Annotated in this window: 16 protein-coding genes; 10 read left to right on the forward strand and 6 right to left on the reverse strand. The window is 70.6% G+C overall.

The features are described 5' to 3' along the window. Window positions 1-29 precede the first annotated feature (29 nt). The 9 genes from WME82_RS07320 to WME82_RS07360 all read left to right on the forward strand — a co-directional run bounded on the left by WME82_RS07320 (window position 30) and on the right by WME82_RS07360 (window position 10,075). Complete coding sequence (locus WME82_RS07320; RefSeq protein ID WP_438042232.1) at window positions 30-905, forward strand: STAS domain-containing protein; 876 nt, start codon at window positions 30-32, stop codon at window positions 903-905. Window positions 906-1,335: 430 nt separating this feature from the next. Next, window positions 1,336-1,584, forward strand: a complete 249-nt coding sequence (locus WME82_RS07325) for a hypothetical protein (protein ID WP_438042233.1) — start codon at window positions 1,336-1,338, stop codon at window positions 1,582-1,584. Between the two features lie 132 nt (window positions 1,585-1,716). Then, the gene (locus WME82_RS07330) at window positions 1,717-3,246 is read left to right on the forward strand and encodes an amidohydrolase family protein (protein WP_438042234.1); all 1,530 of its coding nucleotides are present in this window, start codon (window positions 1,717-1,719) and stop codon (window positions 3,244-3,246) included. A 79-nt stretch (window positions 3,247-3,325) separates the two neighbouring features. Beyond that, window positions 3,326-4,915 carry a hypothetical protein gene (locus WME82_RS07335; RefSeq protein ID WP_438042235.1) on the forward strand — a complete coding sequence of 530 codons (1,590 nt, stop codon included), beginning with the start codon at window positions 3,326-3,328 and terminating at the stop codon, window positions 4,913-4,915. A gap of 163 nt (window positions 4,916-5,078) precedes the next feature. Next, window positions 5,079-6,161: an ABC transporter substrate-binding protein gene (locus WME82_RS07340; RefSeq protein ID WP_438042236.1), complete on the forward strand. Its 1,083-nt coding sequence runs from the start codon at window positions 5,079-5,081 to the stop codon at window positions 6,159-6,161. A 64-nt stretch (window positions 6,162-6,225) separates the two neighbouring features. Then, window positions 6,226-7,086 (forward strand): ABC transporter permease, encoded by an 861-nt coding sequence (locus WME82_RS07345; RefSeq protein WP_437744776.1) that lies wholly within the window; start codon window positions 6,226-6,228, stop codon window positions 7,084-7,086. Between the two features lie 65 nt (window positions 7,087-7,151). Then, window positions 7,152-7,934, forward strand: coding sequence for an ABC transporter permease (locus tag WME82_RS07350; RefSeq protein WP_438042237.1), 783 nt, complete (start codon window positions 7,152-7,154; stop codon window positions 7,932-7,934). Window positions 7,935-8,003: 69 nt separating this feature from the next. Beyond that, complete coding sequence (locus WME82_RS07355; protein ID WP_437744778.1) at window positions 8,004-8,759, forward strand: ABC transporter ATP-binding protein; 756 nt, start codon at window positions 8,004-8,006, stop codon at window positions 8,757-8,759. A gap of 152 nt (window positions 8,760-8,911) precedes the next feature. Beyond that, the gene (locus WME82_RS07360; RefSeq protein WP_437747953.1) at window positions 8,912-10,075 is read left to right on the forward strand and encodes a sigma-54 interaction domain-containing protein; all 1,164 of its coding nucleotides are present in this window, start codon (window positions 8,912-8,914) and stop codon (window positions 10,073-10,075) included. A 182-nt stretch (window positions 10,076-10,257) separates the two neighbouring features. On the opposite strand, the gene WME82_RS07365 is transcribed toward WME82_RS07360, so the two are convergent. Together WME82_RS07365 and WME82_RS07370 are read right to left on the reverse strand one after the other, a co-directional pair. Beyond that, complete coding sequence (locus WME82_RS07365) at window positions 10,258-10,716, reverse strand: thioredoxin family protein (protein ID WP_438042238.1); 459 nt, start codon at window positions 10,714-10,716, stop codon at window positions 10,258-10,260. A gap of 119 nt (window positions 10,717-10,835) precedes the next feature. Then, window positions 10,836-11,294, reverse strand: coding sequence for an SRPBCC family protein (locus WME82_RS07370; RefSeq protein WP_438042239.1), 459 nt, complete (start codon window positions 11,292-11,294; stop codon window positions 10,836-10,838). Between the two features lie 195 nt (window positions 11,295-11,489). On the opposite strand from WME82_RS07370, the gene WME82_RS07375 reads away from it, so the two are divergent. Continuing rightward, complete coding sequence (locus WME82_RS07375) at window positions 11,490-12,758, forward strand: glycerophosphodiester phosphodiesterase family protein (RefSeq protein ID WP_438042240.1); 1,269 nt, start codon at window positions 11,490-11,492, stop codon at window positions 12,756-12,758. A 67-nt stretch (window positions 12,759-12,825) separates the two neighbouring features. Here the strand turns inward: WME82_RS07375 and WME82_RS07380 are convergent, their stop codons facing one another. The 4 genes from WME82_RS07380 to WME82_RS07395 form a co-directional block, all read right to left on the reverse strand. Continuing rightward, window positions 12,826-13,629: a phosphatase PAP2 family protein gene (locus tag WME82_RS07380; protein ID WP_437869303.1), complete on the reverse strand. Its 804-nt coding sequence runs from the start codon at window positions 13,627-13,629 to the stop codon at window positions 12,826-12,828. Beyond that, complete coding sequence (locus WME82_RS07385; RefSeq protein ID WP_438042241.1) at window positions 13,626-15,287, reverse strand: M16 family metallopeptidase; 1,662 nt, start codon at window positions 15,285-15,287, stop codon at window positions 13,626-13,628. The genes WME82_RS07380 and WME82_RS07385 overlap by 4 nt, the downstream gene beginning before the upstream one ends. Window positions 15,288-15,297: 10 nt before the next feature. Then, the gene (locus tag WME82_RS07390; protein ID WP_438042242.1) at window positions 15,298-17,049 is read right to left on the reverse strand and encodes a M16 family metallopeptidase; all 1,752 of its coding nucleotides are present in this window, start codon (window positions 17,047-17,049) and stop codon (window positions 15,298-15,300) included. A 101-nt stretch (window positions 17,050-17,150) separates the two neighbouring features. Next, window positions 17,151-19,553: a lysyl oxidase family protein gene (locus WME82_RS07395; protein ID WP_438042243.1), complete on the reverse strand. Its 2,403-nt coding sequence runs from the start codon at window positions 19,551-19,553 to the stop codon at window positions 17,151-17,153. Window positions 19,554-19,579 lie beyond the last annotated feature (26 nt).

Raw genomic sequence — 19,579 nt, forward strand, 5'->3', positions numbered from 1 at the left:
AGGTGCGGATGAACGGTGATGCGGATTACATGGCTGTCGTTGCGGAGAACCAGCAGCTGAAGCAGCGCATCCGGGAGCTGGAGGAGGCCGAGGAGGCGCGGGATCGCCTCCAGGCGGAGCTGCGCCAGAGCGAGGAGCATGCGCGCGTCTTTGTCACCTACAGCCCGGCTGCGGTGGCCATGTTCGATAAGGACATGCGCTACATCCTGGCCAGTCACCGCTGGCGGGAAGATTTCGGCATGAAGGAGAAGGACATCATCGGCCGATGTCATTACGATCTCTTCCCCGAGATCCCCGAGCACTGGAGGGCGATCCACCGGCGCTGCATCGCAGGGGCCTCGGAATCGAATGATGAAGAGCCCTTCCCGCGGGCCGACGGGAGCGTCGACTGGGTGCGCTGGAAGATCTTTCCTTGGTACAAGTCGACCGGCGAGATCGGCGGGATCATGCTGTTCACGGAGGTGATCACCGACCGGAAGCGGCTCGAGGATACGCTCCGGTTGCAGGCGAAGACGCTCCTGGAGCTGTCGACGCCCATCGTGCCCATCAGCCAGGGCGTCCTCGTGCTGCCGCTCGTGGGCGTGCTGGACGCGGCGCGGGCGCAGCAGATGATGGAGAACCTGCTGAGCAAGGTGGTCGAGCGGCAGGCGCGGGTGGCGATCATCGACGTCACCGGCGTGCCGCACATCGACGCGGCCTCGGCGAGCGCCCTCCTGCAGGTGGCGCGGGCGGTCCGGCTGCTCGGTGCGCAGGTCGTCCTGACGGGCATCCGGCCGGAGGTGTCCCAGGCCATCGTCAGCCTCGACATCGATCTCGCCGGCGTCGCGACCCGGCGCGACCTGCAGAGCGCAATCTCGTTCGCGACCGGGATGAGCCTGGCGCCCGCGTCGCCGTCCCAGCCTTGACGCACCTTGCCCGGGGGCTGCTGCTGGAGCAGCACCCGGGCAGCACGCGCCTGCTGCTCCCGCAGCAAGAGGCTGTCCGGTATAACGGATCCATGTCTTTTGAAGCGGACATAAGCCTGGTACGCCGCATGCAGAATCGCATGCAGGATGCCGAACGAAACCCGCAGCGGCGCAACGAGCGTCGAGCTGCATTCCTGACAGCGTGCGCGGCGTGCGCCGCGCGCGGCTGAGTTTCCTTCGCTGCCGGGAGGCGTCGGGGCCTTCGAGCCCTCTCTGTATTCTCCCCAGGGGCGCGCGCTGGAGCGTGAGGGCGCGGTCACAAGGCCGAGCGCATCGATGGTGCTTCCGCCCGACCTGCCCTGCTGGCCGCGGTGAAGGCTTGGTCCGCGCAGTGCAATGCGTCAGGACGATAGTTGACCTGAAGAGAGCCATGAAAGATCCAGTGACCGCGCTCGGCGCGGTCTCATCCACCCTCGCGATCACGACCCTGACGAACGCCCTCCCGGGCGCGCCAGCCGTCGTGTGGCGTCGGGTCGCGAGGCGCGCTGCGCGCTGCGCGCAGGCGCGCTCCGCGGCGCTCCTCCGGCGCTCGCAGCGGTTTGCGCCCCGCCGGCTCGGCGCTGACGTCGAGCGATGGACCGCCACGCGCTGTAGGGGCGCCGCGCTCGCGGCGCTCTAGCTCGAAGGCCTCTCACATTCTCAGCACAGGAGCGGGCGCCTGGTCGGCGCGCGGCCTCGTGCGCCCTGGGCGCGGCTGCCCGGCGCCGACGGCCGCCGCGCGACCGCGCGATCGCGCCATGGAGTCATCGTCATGAGCGTCTCATCCTCTCACCTCTCGCTGAAAGACGGCAAGAAGACCTCTCGCTCGCGGGTGGTGCGCGACAAGCTCGATTATCCGGTGATCGACACCGATCTGCACACGATCGAGTTCGCGCCGATCCTCGAGGATTACATCGCGAAGTACGGCGGCGCGAAGTCCGTCGACGAGTTCCGCGACGCGATCAACCGGGGGTTCGGCTACCTGAGCAACGAGTGGTACGAGCTCACGCCCGAGCAGCGCGCGGCGCAGCGCGCGGTCCGCCCGCCGTGGTGGGCGCTGCCGACGAAGAACACCCTCGATCTCGCCACGGTGTCGCTGCCCAGGCTGCTGCACGAGCGGCTCGGCGAGTCGGGGACGGACTACGCGGTTCTTTTCCCGAACGTCTCGACGTTCGCCACCCACGTCGGCAAGGAGGACCTGCGCCGGGTGCTCATCCGCGCGGTCAATGCCTATCACGCCGACGTGTACCGGCCGTACGCCGACCGCCTCACGCCTGTCGCGGCCATCCCGCTGCACACGCCGGAGGAGGGCGTCGAAGAGCTCGAGTTCGCCGTGCGCGAGCTCGGCCTCAAGGTCGCCCTCATCCCGGGCAACCTCCGGCGGCCGATCCGGTCGGTGGCCGAGAAGTACCCGTCGCGGCACCACCCGGACGTCGCGCGGCACGCGAACTGGCTCGACACGTTCGGCGTGGACAGCGAGCACAACTACGACCCGTTCTGGGCCAAGGCGGTCGAGCTCAGGACGGTGCTGACCACCCACTCCGCCGGGATGGGGTGGACCAGCCGCAGCTCGGTCTCGAGCTACATGTACAACCACATCGGCCACTTCGCCTCCGCCTCCGAGGCGCTCGCGAAGTCGCTCTTCTTCAGCGGCGTGACCCGCCGGTTCCCCGATCTCCGCGTCGGCTTCCTCGAGGGAGGTGCGGCGTGGGGCGCGACGCTGTTCGCGGATCTGGTGGGGCACTGGGAGAAGCGCAACGGCAGGGCGGTCCAGAACTACAACCCTGATCTGATCGACGCGAAGCTGCTGTACGCGCTCTACCAGCAGTACGGCGGCGAGGAGGTCGGGGCGCGGCTCGGCGATATCCACGCTGTCCTCGGCGGGGCGCTCGGCGTCTCGAACAACTCGCGGAGGCAGCCGCAGGACCCGGGCGCGCTCGACGACTTCGCGGCGGCGGGCATCGAGCGGATCGAGGACATCCGCGACCGGTACGTGCCGAACTTCTACTTTGGCTCCGAGGCGGACGACCCCACGATCGCGTACGCGTTCAACACGAAGGTCAACCCGCTCGGCGTCCAGCTCAACGCGTTCTGGGCGTCGGACAGCGGCCACTGGGACGTGCCGGATCTGACCGAGGTCCTCGCGGACACCTGGAGCCTCGTCGAGCGCGGGGCGCTCACGGAGGCGAACTTCCGCGATCTCGTGTTCACCCACCCCTACAACTTCTTTGCCGGCAAGAACCCCGGCTTCTTCGCCGGGACCGCGGTCGAGCAGAAGCTGCGGAAGAGCAAGGCGGCCTGACGTGGAGCGTCGGGCGGGGCGACGGAAGCAGCCCCGCCCGACCGTAGCTGTGAATCAACGAACCCCTCTGGATCCATTCATGCGTTTGCTCGACCGCTCAAGAACCGCCATTTCATCGATCCTCGCGACGAGCCTCGTCCTTTGCGTGACGCAGGCGAGCGCGCAGAACCCGCCCGGCAGAACCCAGGGCGAGCGTCCCGCGCCTGCGCCTGCCGGCGCGGCCCCTGCGCCTGCCGGCGCGGCCCCTGCGCCTGCCGGCGCGGCCCCTGCGCCTGCCGGCGCGGCCCCTGCGCCTGCCGGCGCGGCTGCGGCGCCTGCTGGCGCAGCCCCCGCCGCGCCGGGCGCCGCGACCGCCGCCCCGGCTGCTCCCGGCGCCACCCCCGGCGCGCCGGACCCCGGCGCCCCGCCCGCGGGCGACGCGGCCGCGGAGGCCTTCGTCGAGCCGGATCCCAACGCCGTCACGCGGGACGACCTGCAAGGGCTCGTCACCGACCTCGAGAACTTCAAGTTCCAGTGGCAGCGAGAGCGCGATCTCCACACCGCCCTCTCGACCCGCTCCCTCCTCGTCGGCGGCGTCATCCAGGCGCGCATCGGATGGACGGAGCAGCCGGTGAACACGGCGACCTCGAACGATCGCAAGGTGACGTTCGACACGGGCGCCGCGACGCTCACGTTCAATGGCATCCTCTACAAGGACTACGAGGAAGGCCGCAACCTGACCTACTCGGTGCGCTTCGGCGCCTCGCCCCAGCAGGCGAGCAACAACAGCTTCCTCAACCTGCTGGACGCCCAGCTGGCGTACTCCGTGCTCCCCACCCTCGCCCCCGAGGACTGGGTCCTGCAGGTCACCCTGGGCCAGCAGCTCCTGCCCTTCGGGCTGGAGGTCCCCGCGAGCGAGGAGCTGAAGCCGGTGATCACCAACGCGCAGTTCACGACGAAGCTCGGGCTGAACCGGCGCGACCTCGGGCTCATCGTCCGCGGCGACGTGCTGCCGCAGGTGGACTACGGCTACAACTACCGGGCGCCCCTCCTCGCCTACGCGATCGGCGTCATCAACGGGAGCGGGCCGAACACGCCCGACGACAACAGCGAGAAGGACATCATCGGCCGCCTCGCGTTCACCGTGCCGTCCGACTACAACTCCATCCTCCGCCAGATCACGCTCGGCGGGAGCGCGTACATCGGCTGGCAGAACACGTTTCTCAAGGACGAGAAGAAGACGCTGTCCGGCAAGGGCGTCAAGCGCCGCTTCGGCGGCGACATCTACTACAACCACTATCCGATCGGCGTCACCTACGAGTTCATCTACGGCCAGGACGACGTGACGCTCGGGACGACGGCGGAGGACCCCCGGAAGACGAGGCAAACCAGCCTGTCGCACGTGGCGACCTTCTTCTACAACTGGGGCGAGCAGTTCCTGAGGGGCTACCGCAACCAGGGCCGCTACGACGACTGGTGGCCGAAGACCTACCAGCCGTTCCTCCGCGTCGACCTCTTCGACCCCAGCACCGAGGTGAAAGAGAACCGGGTCGACGTCTACACGCTCGGCTTCAACGTCTTCTTCGCGGAGACGACGAAGTTCCAGCTCAACGTCAACCGTCGAGACGACCGCACGAGCACCGAGGGGGCCAAACACGAGGTCCTAGCCCAGCTCCAAGGCTCCTTCTAGAGGGGGGCTCACCCGCTTCGGATACGGGCCCACCTCGGCGTCTTCGGTGCTCGGCGTACTGGAGTACGCCTGCGCGCCGAAGACGCCGATCTGGGCCCGTCTCCTGTGCGGGTGAGCCCCCCTCTGGGGGCGGTGTGTGGCAATGAGTTCAGAGAGGAAATTTATGAGACGAGCTTTGATTTGGGTGCAGATACTGGTCGCGGCGATTTTGACGTTGACGACGCATGTGGCGCGGGCGGAGGCGCCTGGCGTTATCCGGGTGGCATTTGCGGGGGTGGGGATCGGGAACCGGCCGTTCGTCGGCGGTAGCAGCTTGAGCGTGGTGCACGCGCGGGGGCTCCTGGAGGAGGAGTTCAAGAAGGACAATATCAAGATCGAGTGGTCCTTCTTCAAGGGGGCCGGGCCCGCCGTCAACGAGGCGTACGCGAACCGGCTGCTCGACTTCGCGCTCCAGGGAGACCTGCCGTCGAGCATCGGCAGGGCGGGAGGGCTCAAGACGAAGCTCCTCGCGGGGGTGTCGACGAGGCAGCATACGTACCTCGCCGTCCCGGCGGACTCGTCGATCGCGTCGCTCGCGGACCTCAAGGGGAAGAAGGTCGCCCTCTTCAAGGGCACGAACCTGCAGCTCGCCGTCAACAAGATCCTCGCGGGCAGCGGGCTGTCGGAGCGCGATCTCCGGATCCTCAACATGGACAGCGCGACCGCGAAGGCGGCGCTGGCGACGAGGGACATCGACGCCGCCTTCGGCGGGTACGACCTGCTCACGCTCCAGGATCAGGGGGTCGCCAAGATCGTCTACTCGACGAAGAACGACTCGCCGGCCTACCTGCGGCACGCCCACCTGATCGTCACCGAGGACTTCGCGAACAAATATCCCGACATCACGAGGCGCGTCGTCAAGGTCGTCGTGCAGGCCGCCCACTGGATCGCGCAGAACGAGGCCAACCCGGCGCCGATCTACCAGCTCTGGTCCAAGTCGGGGGTGCCGTACTCGAACTTCAAGGCGGACCAGACGGGCGACTCGCTCAAGGTGCGCGCGAGCCCGCTGTTCGATGAATACCTGATCTCCCGCTACAGGGCGGCCGTCGCCGACGCGAAGCGGTTCGGCCTGATCAGGAACACGTTCGACGTCGACTCCTGGATCGATCTGCGGTTCCTGAACGCGGCGCTGAAGGAGCTGAACCTCGAGGGCTACTGGCCCGAGTTCGACGTGAACGGGAAGGTCAAGCACCCCGGGAGGTCATGAGAGGAGAGTGCGCGGCGAAGGGGCCTAGCGCAGGGCGGAACGCCACGAGAGAAAGGCAACCAAGATGACGCAGCAGGGAATTCAAGAAAGCCAGACCCAGGCCGGCTACAAGCTCGCGGCGCCCGACGTGGCGCTGCCCGCGGGCGGCGCCTCCCGGCTCCTGTCGCGGAAGGTGGGCAACGTCGCCGTGGGGCTCGTCTTCCCGGCGGCGCTCCTCCTCGCGTGGAGCTACGCCTCGCAGCGCGAGCTGATCCCGGCGCAGATCCTGCCCGCGCCAGGGCTCGTCGTGCAGACGCTGACCGAGCTCGCGAGCTCGGGCGATCTGCACACGAACATCGCCATCAGCCTCGGTCGCGTCCTCGGCGGCTTCGCCGCGGGCGGCGCGGCGGGCCTCGCGCTCGGCATCGCCATGGGGCTCTCGCGGCGGATCGAGGAGCACGTCCACCCGCTCTTCAAGGCGCTCGCGCAGGTCCCCGCGCTCGCGTGGCTGCCGCTCGTCATGATGGTGGCGGGGATCGGCGAGTCGCTCAAGCTGATCCTCATCGCGCAGGCGAGCCTCATCCCCGTGGCGATCAACACGTTCGAGGGCATCAAGAACGTGCCGAGATCGTACATCGAGGTGGCCCGGGTCTTCCGCTTCAGCCATGCTCAGCTGCTCCGGAGGGTCGTGCTCCCCGCCGCGGTGCCGTCCATCGCCGTCGGCATCCGTTACGGCCTGACGCAAGCGTGGCTGTCGCTCGTCACGGTCGAGCTCCTGGCCTCGTCCGAGGGCGTCGGGTTCCTGATCGTCTGGGGCCGCCAGCTGTTCCAGCTCGACGTTGTGCTCGCGGCGATCCTCGTCGTGGGGATCGTCGGGCTCGTGCTCGACAAGGGGCTCGAGGCGATCGAGGCCCGCCTCCTCCGCTGGCGGCGCGCCGCCCTGTAGCGGCGCGCCGCCCTGTAACACCTCACCGAAGACGCCCTTGTACACCTCACCGAAGATCACACACGATGAGCGCCATCACCCATGCTCTGATCCAGCCGCGGCTGCGGCGCGGCCTGGTCCTGCCCGTCCTGCTGTTCGTCGCGTGGCTCGTGGTCTGCCGCTACGAGCTCGCCAACACCCGCATCCTGGTCCCGCCGCTCGCGGTCTGGAAGGCCGCGAGCGCGCTGCACGAGAGCGGCGATCTCTGGGCACACCTGCGCGCCAGCCTTGTCCGGGATCTCCTTGGGCTCGCGCTCGGGATCCTCGCGGGCGGCGCCGTCGGCGGCCTGCTCGCCGTCTCGCGCACCGCCGACAAGCTGTTCTCACCGAGCTTCCACGCGGCGAAGCAGGTCGCGCTGTTCGCGTGGATCCCGCTCATGTCGGTGTGGCTCGGCGTCGGCGAGCAGGCGAAGATCGCCTTCATCGCGCTCTCCGCCTTCTACCCGGTCGTCGTGAACACCTATGAAGGCGTGCGCAGCGTCGGTGTCGAGCACATCGAGGTGGCGCGGGTGCTCCGCCTCTCGCGGTGGCAGATCCTCCGCAAGGTCATCCTGCCGTCCGCCGCGCCGTCGCTCTTCGCGGGCGTGCACCAGGGGCTCATCTACGCGTGGCTCGGCACGCTCGGGGCCGAGTACCTGCTCGAGCCCGCCCCCGGGATCGGCAGCCTGATGGTGGACGGGCGCGAGCGCTTCGCCATGGATGTCGTGCTGGTCGGGCTGATCGTGTCCGGCCTCGTGGGCTTCGGCCTGAACGCGCTGGCCAAGGCCGCGGAAGACCGCCTGTTGCGGTGGCGCGTCCGCGGCGTGTGAGCGTCGTCAACGTCGTCAACGTCTGATTCCGTCTGCTTCGTCTGCTTCGTCTGCTTCGAGGAGGAACTCATGGGCTCGCCTGGAGTCATCAACATTCGCGATGTCAGCAAGAAGTACGTGGTCAAGGACAAGCCCCTGGAGGTCCTCCGGGGGATCGGCCTGACCATTCACCCCGGCGAGTTCATCAGCGTCGTGGGCACGAGCGGTTGCGGCAAGTCGACGCTCCTCCGGCTCCTCGTCGGGCTGGACGGCGACTACGAGGGCGATATCCTCGTCGGCGGCGCGCGTGTCCAGGGGACGAGCCTCGATCGGGGCATCGTCTTCCAGGAGCACCGGCTCTTCCCCTGGCTCACCATCGAGCAGAACGTCGCGCTCGGGCTCGAGAGCTCGGCGTGGACACACGCGGAGAAGACCCGCGCGGTCGACGAGCACCTCGAGCTCGTGGGCCTGTCCGGGTTCAAGCGGGCGTACCCGCACCAGCTCTCCGGCGGGATGGCCCAGCGGGCGGCGATCGCGCGAGGGCTGGTCAACCGGCCGGGCATCCTGCTGCTCGACGAGCCGTTCGGCGCGCTCGACGCGCTGACCCGCGCGAAGCTGCAGCAGGAGCTCCAGCGCATCTGGCAGGAGGAGCAGATCACCATGATCCTCGTCACGCACGACGTCGAGGAGGCGGTGTTCCTCGGCGATCGCGTCGTCGTGCTCGAGCCGCGGCCCGGGAGGATCAAGCGCGTCGTCCCCGTCAGCGCGCCGCGACCGAGGTCCCGCACCGATCACGAGATCAAGGCCCTCGTCGACGAGGTGCGCGGCTACCTCCTCGAGGCCTAGCGCGACGGATCGAGGCGCAGCGTGACGGGAAGCCCGAAGCCATCTGGGACAACCGGTGGGGCCGCGCCAGAGAAAGATCTCTGGCGCATGGCAGGGCCATCCGTTATAATGGACGAACCATCCGCTATTATGGTGAGTGAAGCCCGATGACGATGCCCTTGCTCACGCTTCCCAACACGAGCTCGTTGGCCCTTTCTGTGCGCGCCAAGGCGCTTGTCTTCGAGGATCCACGCTCGCAGGCGATCCTCGAGCGGATCCGGCAGCTCTCGCCGAGCGACGCGACGTTGCTCGTGACGGGGGAGACCGGCACGGGCAAGGAGATCGTGGCCCGTCACATCCACACGTTGAGCCACCGGCGGGGGCGGCCCTTCGTGGCGGTGAATTGCGGCGCCTGGTCGGAGTCCCTCGTCGAGAGCGAGCTGTTCGGCCACGAGAAGGGCGCCTTCACGGGGGCGACGACCTCGAAGGCCGGGTGGTTCGAGGCGGCGGACGGCGGGACGCTGTTCCTCGACGAGATCGGGGATCTGTCGCTGCCGCTCCAGGTCAAGCTGCTCCGCGTGCTGCAGGAGCGCGAGGTGGTGCGGCTCGGCTCGCGCCAGCCGATCCCGATCGACGTGCGGCTCGTCGCGGCGACCAACGTGAACCTGGAGGAGGCGGTGATCGCGCGGAAGTTCCGCGAGGATCTCTTCTACCGGCTCAACGTGGCGACGCTGGCGCTCCCGCCGCTGCGCGAGCGGCCGGGCGACATCCTCCCGCTGGCGCGCTACTTCCTCGAGCTCTACACGCACCGGCTCGGCTCGGGGCCGGCCGTGCTCACGGCGGAGGCGACAGCGCGGCTCCTCGGGCACCCGTGGCCCGGGAACATCCGGGAGCTCGAGAACGCGATGCACCACGCGCTCCTGGTCTGCAAAGGCCAGGAGGTCACCCCGGCGGACCTGCGCCTCACGGCGCTCCAGCCGAAGGCCGGGGCCAGCATTCCTCCGCCGGAGCAGGGGGCGACGGACGCCGTGTCCCAGGTCAGGCCGACGCCGCAGGCGACGGCGCTGGAGGGCGCGCTGCTCGCGATGTTCGAGCAGAACCTGCCGAACCTGCACGAGCAGATCGAGGAGACGATCATCCGGACGGCGTACCGCTACTGCGATCGCAACCAGCTCCAGACGGCCAGGCTGCTCGGCATCAGCAGGAACATCGTGCGCGCGCGGCTCGCGCAGTTCGGGGAGCTGGCGCGCTACCGGGCGTCGCGCGGCGGGACGGCGGCCGCCGCGTTCGGGCGAGGGGAGGCGAGCCCCGCGCCGCGCGCCCCTGGGACGACCTGAGCGAACGTTGAGCCAGCGCGTCAGCTCGGCTGTGATTCTTCAACGCCACGCCTGCCTCGCCGGACGCGCAACGCTTGATTGAAGACGCGCTGGTGACGTCGACCAGGCCGTCGCGTCACCCGCTCTTCCCGGCTCCCAGCTCCCCAGCTCCGCTTCCTGCAGGCAGGGCCCGCAGCGCGGGCTCAAGTGTGGCTCGCGCCCGTGGAGGGCTGCCCGGCCTTGGTCTCGATCCAGCGCTCCAGATCGGCGCGCGAGGTCACGCCGCTGCGGCGATCGAGCTCTCGCCCTCCGTTGAAGAGCACGAAGGTGGGCACCCCCTGGATGCGCCGGCGCCCGGCCTCCGCCGGATCGGCGTCGGTGTCGAGCTTGAGGACCAGCACCCGGCCCGCATTCCTGCGGCCGAGCTCGTCGAGGGCCGGCGCGACGACACGGCACGGGCCGCACCAGGTGGCCCAGTAGTCGACAAGGACGGGGACAGGAGAGCTCGCAATCGCCTGCTCGAGCGCGGCCCCGTCCACCGGCTGCGGAGCGCCCGTCGTCTCGAGGTGAGCCTTGCAGCGGCCACAGACCGGCCGATCCTTGACCCTCTGGTCCGCAACCCGGTTGATCGAGCCGCAACGGCCGCAACGGTAGATAGCCATGCTCCTTCTCCTTGCCGTCGCCGCGTGCCGCGGCATTGCGAGCAACTTGGGTCCGGCGTACGCCTTGGCAACCAGGGGGCGTGCGCGCCGTGCGGCGGACGCGGCGGTCGGCGAGCCGGCTACCGCGGCGGGGCTTCGCAGGCCCGTCGCGTCACCTCGTGGCGGTAGTCGAACATCCGCTCCAGCTTGCGCCGGACGAAGAGGCCGCCGCCGAGCCGGCCGATCGCGCCGAGCGGGAGCTCGTACTCCACGCGGTCCGTGAGGTAGCAGCCGCCCGAGCCGTCGGGGTCCATGCGGTGCGTGTGCACCCAGCGCTTGAACGGCCCGCTGCGCTGCGTGTCCTGGAACATCCGGCCCCGCTCGTACTGCGTGTGCTCCGCGACCCAGCGCAAGAGGACGGGGCCGACGCGCGTCTCCACGACCACGCGCGCGCCGACGAGGATGCCTCCAGTCTTCTCCAGCACGCGCGCGTGCTCCCAGGGGGGCGTGAGGCGCTCGAGGGCGTCAGGCTCCTCGTGGAAGGCGAAGACCCGCTCGGGGGGCGCGGCGATGCGCGTGCGCTTCTCGAAGGTGGGCATGCGCGAGCATGGATCGCATCACGCCCCTCTTCGAGGAGCGCACGCGCATCACCGCCGCTCCTGGCGACAGCACGCCGGAGAGGGGATGTCGCTTGGTTGTTTCGCTGACGACATATTCTCACAGGAGCACGCGAGTACCGTCCGAACTTCAATCCACCCAGAGGAGAGCGTCTCATGATCAGGAAGAGCGCCAGAATGAGCACGGCCACGGCGCTTGTCGCGCTGCCTGTCGCTGCGCTGAGCGCGTGCTCCAGCGGCGACGAGGCGGTGCAGCCCGCGCCGCTGCCGGCCCCGCCGGCCGAGGATGATGCCGCGCAGCACGGCGTGCAGCTCGGCCCGCGGCCGTATTACCTCGTCGCGGACATGGAAGAAGGCGAGCTGAAGGAGACGCTCCTCTCGTGCTCCGAGGGGCCCTTCGAGCGCACCGATTTCTCCATCGGCCATCGCGGCGCTTGCATGCAGTTCCCCGAGCACACGAGGGAGTCGTACGAGGCGGCCGCCCGCATGGGCGCCGGCATCGTGGAGTGCGACGTGACGTTCACCAGGGACCGAAAGCTCGTGTGCCGTCACGCCCAGTGCGATCTCCACACGACGACGAACATCCTCGCGATCCCGGAGCTCGCCGAGAAGTGCTCGGAGCCGTTCGTGCCGGCCGACGCCGAGGCCGGAACGCCCGCGTCGGCGAAGTGCTGCACGAGCGACATCACCCTCGCCGAGTTCAAGCGGCTCTGCGGCAAGATGGACTCCGCGAACCCGGACGCCGCCACGGCCCTGGAGTACATGGCCGCGACGCCCACGTTCCGCACGGACCTCTACGCCACGTGCGGCACGCTGCTCACGCACGCCGAGAGCATCGAGCTCTTCTCGAGCCTGGGCGTCAAGTTCACCCCGGAGCTCAAGGTCCCGGAGGTGGAGATGCCGTACGAGGGCGAGTACGAGCAACAGGACTACGCGCAGCAGATGATCGACGAGTACAAGGCGGCCGACATCGACCCGAAGCAGGTGTTCGCGCAGTCGTTCCGCCTCGACGACGTGCTCTACTGGCTCGAGAGAGAGCCGGAGTTCGGCGCGCAGGCCGTGTACCTCGACGAACGCGTCGACACGGCCGAGGGGTACGAGGAGGCGGTCTCCGGGATGCAGCGCCTCGCGGATCAGGGCGTGAAGATCGTCGCGCCGCCGATGTTCGCGCTCGTGACGCTCGACGGCAAAGGAGGGATCGTGCCCTCGGACTACGCCGAGGCCGCCAGGGCCGCCGGCCTCGACATCATCACGTGGACGCTCGAGCGCTCGGGCCCGCTGGCGAGCGGCGGCGGCTACTATTACCAGTCGGTCGCGGACAGCATCGACAACGACGGCGACACGATGGTGATGCTCGACGTGCTCGCGCGCGACGTGGGCGTCCGCGGCGTCTTCTCCGACTGGCCAGCCACCGTGACGTACTACGCGAACTGCATGGGCCTCTGAGGCGGGGCGACGGGGGAGCGGGGCGCAACCGCGGCCGCCGAGCCCCCGGCGGCCTCTCGACGTGGCATCAGAACGCCCACGACCAGGTGACCGCGGCGGGCTCGGGGGGCGGGCCGGGCATCACGCCGGCCGCGTACCTGGTCTCGCTCGGCTGGATCGGGTGGACGGCCGCGATCGCGAAGCCCGTCACGTGGCCCAGGATCATGCCGGCGCCGACGTCCTGCCACGAGTGCGCGCCGGCGCCGATCCGCAGCGCCATCGTCACCACCGTGGCCGCCTCGGCGAGGGCGAGCGCGCCGAGGCGCGGCGCGGCGTCGCCGGTCGTGCGCAGCGCGAGGTTCAGGCGCGCGCCCGCGATGGCGGCCACCGGGGTCGTGTGACCCGAGGGGAAGGCGTCGAAATCGAGGTCGGTCTCGCCGCACCGATCGGTCCGCCACGAGCGCGGACGGCACCGGCCCGACAGGCGCTTGATCACGTTCGAGAGGCCGGTCGACAGCGCCACCGCCTCGACCTCGATGAGCGATGTCCTGAGCGCCCGCGAGTAGGGGCGGGGGACGCCGGCGCCCGCGAGGTAGCTGCCCTCGAGGGCGTACCCGCTGCCGAGGAGGAGCAGCGTGCCCGCCGCCGCGCCGGTGATATCGCTGGCGAGGCCGACCGCGTCGTTGCGCTCCTCGCTGGTGGCGGCGCCCCACCCGGAGCGCCGCTGCGGGAGCAGGTACGTCGCGAGCGACGCGGTGCAGGCCGCGGCGAGGGCCGCCTCGCCGCCCGGCGTGCCGAACGCCCAGTCCGGGGCCGCCGGCCCCGCCTGCGCGGCGGCGGGCGCGCTCCACGCCAGCGCGCACACGCAGGCGAGCGGCGCGGCGTACCTCACGGCTTCTTCGCTGCGGGGGGCGCTGCAGGCTTTGTGGGCTGGGGCGCGGCAGGCTGCGCGGGCGCCGCGGGCTTCGCAGCCTGGGGCGCGGCGGGCGTCGCCGGCTTGCTGGCCGCCGCCGGCTTGCCGGCCGCCGCCGCCGGTCCGGCCGTCACGCCTGGCGCCTTCTGCACGATGACCTCACCGAGCTGCAACGCCGAGAGCTGCTCTCCGACAGCGCCGGCGTCGCCCACAAGGACGACCCGGAGCTGCTCGGGCACGAGGTACTTCTGCGCGACCCGCTGCACGTCCGCGGGCGTGATCCGCTGGAGCCTCGCCGGTCGCGTCGCGTACTCGTCGAGCGGCAGATCGTAGACCGCGAGGCCCGCGATCGTCGACGCGGTCGCGTCCGCCGTCTCGAAGCGCGCCGGCAGCTGGCGGATGAGGTTCGCCTTGGCGTCCGCGAGCTCCTCGTTCGTGACGGGCTCCCGCCGCATCCGGTCGATCTCCGCGAAGATCTCCCTCACGGCGGGGCCCGTGTTCTCCCGCACGATGGCGCCGCCCGCGGAGAAGGGGCCCGCTCCGTGGCGCATGTCGAAGCCGGAGCGCGCGCCGTAGGTGTAGGCGTGCTTCTCGCGCAGGTTCAGGTTGAGCCGGCTCGAGAACTGCCCGCCGAGGAGGGTGTTCATCACGAGCAGCGCGTCGTAGTCCGCCGTCGCGCGCGGCACGCCCGGGAGCGCCACCGTCACGGTCGACTGCGTGAGCCCTGGCCTGTCGACGACCACGACGCGCGGCGCGCCGGCGGCGATCGCCGGCGGATCGGCGGGGATCGCCGCCTTGGCGGGGGCGGGCGGCGCGGAGGCCAGGCCCTTCCAGGCGCCGAAGACCCGCTCCACCTCCTTCACCGCGTCGGCCTTGGTGATGTCCCCGGCGATGGCGACGGTCGTCAGCTCCGGCCGGAACTGCGCGGCGTGGAACTTCGCCAGGGCGCCCGCCGTGATCTTCTTCAGCGCCGCCTCGGTGCCGATCAGCGGCGCGTTGTACGGGTGGCCCTCGGGGTAAAGGACCTGGGCCTGGGCGATGGAGAGGAGCGACGCGGGGCGATCGTTCATCTCGGCGAGCTGGGTGATGCGGCGCGACCGCTCGCGCTCGATCTCGGCCGGCGCGAAGGCCGGGTTCATGTACGCATCGCCGAGCAGCGTGAGCATCTCCCCGAACCGCGGCGTCACGCTCTGGCCCTGCACGCCGCCGCCGTCGAAGCCGACCGCGGACGAGAAGCTCGCGCCGAGCTTGCCGAGCGCGTCGCTGAGCGCGAGCGCGCTGCGGGTCCTGGTGCCCTGCATGAGCATCGCGCCCGCGAACGCGCCGACGCCCGGCTCGGCCTGATCGGCGCCGCGGACGGTCGTCACGTCCACGGCCACGATCGGCAGCTCGTGCCGCTCCACGACGAGGACGCGGATCCCGTTCGCGAGCTTCGCCTCCTCGATCTGCGGCGGCCGGAAGACCACCTCCGGCCCCGGGGGAGGCGGCGATTTGCGGAAGTCGTCCGCCGCCGCGGCGGCGGGCGGCGCCGCGGCGGGGGCCTGCGCGCCGGGGGGCGCGGGGGGCGGCGTCGACGTGACCGGAGCGCAGGCGGCGAGCGCCACGGCTGCGAGCGAGGCGGAGACGGTTCGTTTCATGCGCATGGGCTCAACCCCCCTTCGGCGCGGCCGGGCCGGCCGCAGGCTTGTCGACCGCGGGCTTGTCGCCAGCGGGCTTCATGATGGCCGGCGCGGCCGCCGGCTTGTCGGTCGCCGGCGCGGCCGCGGGCTTCGCGCCCGCCGGCGTGGCTGCGGGCGCCGCGACCGCGGGCTTCACGCTCGCCGCTGCCGGCGGCGCCGCGGTGGTGGGCTTCGCGCCCGCCGCCGCGGGCGTCGCCGCCCCGGTCTGCTTCACGAGGCGCCCGGCCTTCGGAGCGCCCGGCTTCGGCGTGACGAGGGCGATCACGCGCCTGCCCTGGGGCAGGAGATCCGCGGTCGCCTTCTGCAGGTCGGCGGCGGTGGCCTTCTCGTACCTGGCCACGTCCTTCGGGAAGTACCCCGGATCGCCGGTGAGCTGGTTGTAGTTGTTGATGGCGTTCGCGCGGGCCGTCACCTGCTCCATGCTGAAGACCAGGTCCGAGAGCACCTTGGCCTGGGCCCGGTCGTGCTCGTCCTGCGTCGGCGGCGCCTTGCGCAGCCGCTCGAGCTCGGCGTCGATGAGCTTCAGGGCCTGCTCGGGCGACTTGCCCTTCTTCAGCGTGGCCGTGATCTGGAAGGTGCTGGCGAGCTGGCTCGATTGCTGGAACGCGAAGACGTCCTGCGCGATCTGGAGATCGTACACGAGCTTCTTGTAGAGGCGGCTCGTCTTGCCCGAGGCGAGGACGTTGGCGACGAGGTCGAGCTCGGCGTCGCCGGGCGCGAAGCTCGGCGGCGTCACCCAGCTGATCGTCACGCGGGGCAGCTCGACGTCCGCCTCGATGTCGAGGCGCTTCTCGGTCGCGAGGTCGCCGGGGTCGGGCTTCGTCGCCACGGGCGGCGGGGCGCCCTTCGCGATGGGGCCGAAGTACTTCTGGATGAGCTCCTTCGCCTTGCTCCGGTCGATGTCGCCCGCCACGACGAGGGTCGCGTTGTTGGGCACGTAGAACGTCCGGAAGAAGGCCTTCACGTCGTCCATCTGCGCCGCGTCGAGATCCTCGGGCGTGCCGATGGTCAGCAGGTGGTAGGGGTGGCTCTCCGGGAACTGGGCCGCGCGGAGGAACTGCGGCACGAGGCCGTAGGGCGCGTTCTCGTAGTTCTGGCGGCGCTCGTTCTTCACGACATTGCGCTGGCTCGTGAAGGTCGCGTCGTTCGCGTGGTCGAGCAGCCACCCCATCCGGTCGCTCTCCAGCCAGAGCACCAGCGCGAGCTCGTTGGCGGGGACGGTCTCGAAGTAGTTGGTGCGGTCGGTGTTCGTCGTCCCATTGCGATCGCTCGCGCCGGCCCGCTCCAGGTACTTGAAGAACATGTCCTCGCCCACGTGCTTCGAGCCCTGGAACATGACGTGCTCGAAGAGGTGCGCGAAGCCGTTCTTCCCCCGGGGCTCGTCCTTGGAGCCGACGTGGTACCAGACGTTGACGGCCACGACGGGCGTGCGGTGATCCTCGTGCAGGACCACCTCGAGCCCGTTCTCCAGCGTGTACTTCTCGACCGGGATGGCGACGCTCACGCTGGTCGCCGCCGCCGCAGGCTGCGCCTTCGTCGCGACCGGCGCCGCCGCGGGCGTGGGCTTGGCCGCAGGTTGAGCCGCCGCAGGCTGCGCCGGCGCTGCGGCCGGGGGCGCGGCGTAGGCGGGCAACGTCAGGCCGAGCGCGGCGACGAGCGCGCTGGACAGGGACGAGAGCGCCCGGGGGCGCGTCCGTTCGGACCGATGGTGGGCTCGCATGAGCGCGGTTTTAGCGCAGATCGCCCGAGGTCGAGCGCAAACTTCGCTCGTGGAAAGGGAGGCGCGGCGCAGCGCGGTTCACGCTCGGCGCTGCGCTCCTGTCACTGGAATGGCGCGACGAAGAGCTGGTACGGCCCGAAATCCACCGGAGTACGCCCCTTCACGGTGATGGCGCCGAGGCTCCCTCCCGGTCGTGCCCCGTAAATCCGGGAGTTCACGCCCTCCCTCTCGCCCGCGCATGCGCTCAGCGGGCCGAAGCACTCGATGTTGATGGGATTGCATGCGTCGTCCGCGGTCTTGATCGTCATCGGGAAGTCGGTCAGGCCGCACGAGGACACCACGGTGGACATCCCCGGGCAGACCGGGACATAGAACGTCTGCTCAGGGCTGCTCGCGCCGCACACGGAGCTGGGAGGGATCGGCGCCCCGGTGGTGTCGCCGCTGACGAGGCCGCTGCCCGAGATGACCCCGGCCCTCTCGCCGAGGCACGACGCGCGCTGGAACCTGAGGCGGACCGTGCCGAGCGCCTCGGGGTGCGCGGCCTTGACCACCACCGTGTAGGTCCCGGCCCGGAGCCTGGCCGCGAAGTGCGCGCCCGGCGCGGCGTCGCCGCAGCTGCTGGCCGCGCAGCCGACGGGGGGGCCGCCGCACCCGTCGCCCTCGAGCACCGCGAGCGCCGTGTCGATGTCCGACGCCAGGGTGCCGAGGTACACGACCTCGTCGGACGGGAGCGTGAACCGGAAGAACACCTCGCCGCCGCTGCCGCCGCACGGCAGCGCGACGTCGGAGGTGTTCCCGGCCGTGATCTCCGCCGCGTAATCCATCGAGCCCGTCAGCTCCCCCGGCGTCTCGCAGCTGCCTACGCCCGGGATCGGCGCGCAGCCGTCGTCCGGGACGCCGTTGCAGTTCTCGTCGACCGCGTTGCCGCACACCTCGGGCACCGGGGAGGCGCACCCCTCGCCTTCGCAGCCGTCGTCGGGGAGCCCATCGCAGTCCTGGTCCACCGCGTCCCCGCAGATCTCCGGCTCGGGCTCGCAGGGCGCGAACGCCGGGACGTGGACGGGCACCTCGACCACGTTGTTCTCGATCGCTTGCTCGGCGATCGCGCCGATCGGGTTGACGGTGACGCGGAGCGTGTAGTCCCCCTCGGGCACGTCCGTCACGTCGACCCACTGGCACGGCGTGCCGACGTCGTAGGTGTCGGCCCACCCCGCGCTCAGGAAGTTGCACCCCATGCCTCCCGAGGTCGGGTAGCCGCGCGGCGCGGGGGACGAAGGATCGAGGGGCTCCATGTCGACGAGGCAAAACGCCTGCTTGTGCCCCAGGGAGACGACCTCGCCCTCCGCGTCCACCAGCCGGTAATCGGTGAAGTCCAGGAAATGGAAGTGCTGGTGGCACTGCGCATACTCGAATAGCGCGCTGTTGAACTCGGGCCCGGGGTCGAGGTGGCCGGGCCCTGCGTTCTCGACGCGCCCCTCGAACTCGAGGAGATGCCGCCGGCCGGGGCCGCCGATGCACCTTTCCATGAGCTCGCAGGCGTCTCTGGGGAACGTCTGGTACGAGAACCGGATCGTGTCGACGATGCGCTGCCTGTCCGGGCGCAGGTCGGGCACGATGCAGACGCCGGCCTCGCACGCGTGGCCGCCGGGACAGCACGCGCCGCCGCAGATCGCGCCGTCGCAGGCGGGGTAATCGACCGGGAGGACGATCGTGTTGTTGTCGAAGCGCGCCTCGGCGAGGGTCCTGCTCGGGTTCACGGTGATCTCGAGCTCGTAGAGCCCGGCCGGGACGCCGGTCACGTCGAGGGCGTTGCACGCCACGGTGCCGGGCTGCTCGACGTGCTCTCCCGGGCCGAGGCCCTGCGCGTCGCAGCCGTACTGGCCGCCTGGCATCGCGACGCAGCGCGCGTCGAGCTCGGCCTCGGCGACCACCGCGCCGCCCTGGCTGAGGCGCGCGCGGAAGAAGCGCGGGACGACGTAGCTGTCCTCGCAGAAGTTCGGCTCGAAGACGTCGCTCTCCGAGGGCGCGCCGAGGTCGAGCGGAACGTCGCCGGCGTTCTTGAGCGAGACGTGGAAGCGCATGAGCGCCCGCCGGCCGCTCGCGCCGAAGCAGCCATGCAGCAGCTCGCACGCGTCCTCCTCCACGCGGACCGTGGCGAACGTGACGGGCTCTCCTCGCTCCGGGGGCCCGAGCACGAGGTCCGCCGCCTCGCAGCCGCCGCGCACGCACGCGGCGCCGGGGCTGCAGCACGCCGCGTCGCCGCAGGCGCGCGCCTCGTCGCACGCGGCGGCGCAGCCCGACGGCTTGCCCTCGGCGTCGATGTGACACCGCGCGCCGCCGGGACACACGATGTCCGAGCCGGGGCAACGGATGCCTCCGGGCGCATCGCCGCCGCTCCCGCCGCCTCCCGGGCCCGAGGGCGGCTCGGTCGGCCCGTCGTCGCCGCACGCGGCGGCCGCCAGGAGCCATGAGCCCATCAACAGCGCTTCGACGACGTTCTTCATGTGCACCCTGGTCAGCAGTAGCAGAC

Origin of the sequence: Sorangium sp. So ce128 (assembly GCF_051525245.1) — a bacterium.
In the GTDB taxonomy this organism is placed as follows: Bacteria; Myxococcota_A; Polyangia; order Polyangiales; family Polyangiaceae; genus Sorangium; species Sorangium cellulosum_B.

Excerpts from the sequence above, each read along its gene's own strand:
- WME82_RS07375 (WP_438042240.1), top strand. The coding sequence starts at position 11,490 with ATGAGCACGGCCACGGCGCTTGTCGCGCTGCCTGTCGCTGCGCTGAGC.
- WME82_RS07350 (WP_438042237.1), top strand. The coding sequence starts at position 7,152 with ATGAGCGCCATCACCCATGCTCTGATCCAGCCGCGGCTGCGGCGCGGC.
- WME82_RS07355 (WP_437744778.1), top strand. The coding sequence starts at position 8,004 with ATGGGCTCGCCTGGAGTCATCAACATTCGCGATGTCAGCAAGAAGTAC.
- WME82_RS07385 (WP_438042241.1), bottom strand. The coding sequence starts at position 15,287 with ATGAAACGAACCGTCTCCGCCTCGCTCGCAGCCGTGGCGCTCGCCGCC.
- WME82_RS07360 (WP_437747953.1), top strand. The coding sequence starts at position 8,912 with ATGCCCTTGCTCACGCTTCCCAACACGAGCTCGTTGGCCCTTTCTGTG.
- WME82_RS07390 (WP_438042242.1), bottom strand. The coding sequence starts at position 17,049 with ATGCGAGCCCACCATCGGTCCGAACGGACGCGCCCCCGGGCGCTCTCG.
- WME82_RS07340 (WP_438042236.1), top strand. The coding sequence starts at position 5,079 with ATGAGACGAGCTTTGATTTGGGTGCAGATACTGGTCGCGGCGATTTTG.
- WME82_RS07325 (WP_438042233.1), top strand. The coding sequence starts at position 1,336 with ATGAAAGATCCAGTGACCGCGCTCGGCGCGGTCTCATCCACCCTCGCG.
- WME82_RS07335 (WP_438042235.1), top strand. The coding sequence starts at position 3,326 with ATGCGTTTGCTCGACCGCTCAAGAACCGCCATTTCATCGATCCTCGCG.
- WME82_RS07365 (WP_438042238.1), bottom strand. The coding sequence starts at position 10,716 with ATGGCTATCTACCGTTGCGGCCGTTGCGGCTCGATCAACCGGGTTGCG.
- WME82_RS07395 (WP_438042243.1), bottom strand. The coding sequence starts at position 19,553 with ATGAAGAACGTCGTCGAAGCGCTGTTGATGGGCTCATGGCTCCTGGCG.
- WME82_RS07345 (WP_437744776.1), top strand. The coding sequence starts at position 6,226 with ATGACGCAGCAGGGAATTCAAGAAAGCCAGACCCAGGCCGGCTACAAG.
- WME82_RS07370 (WP_438042239.1), bottom strand. The coding sequence starts at position 11,294 with ATGCCCACCTTCGAGAAGCGCACGCGCATCGCCGCGCCCCCCGAGCGG.
- WME82_RS07330 (WP_438042234.1), top strand. The coding sequence starts at position 1,717 with ATGAGCGTCTCATCCTCTCACCTCTCGCTGAAAGACGGCAAGAAGACC.
- WME82_RS07320 (WP_438042232.1), top strand. The coding sequence starts at position 30 with ATGGCTGTCGTTGCGGAGAACCAGCAGCTGAAGCAGCGCATCCGGGAG.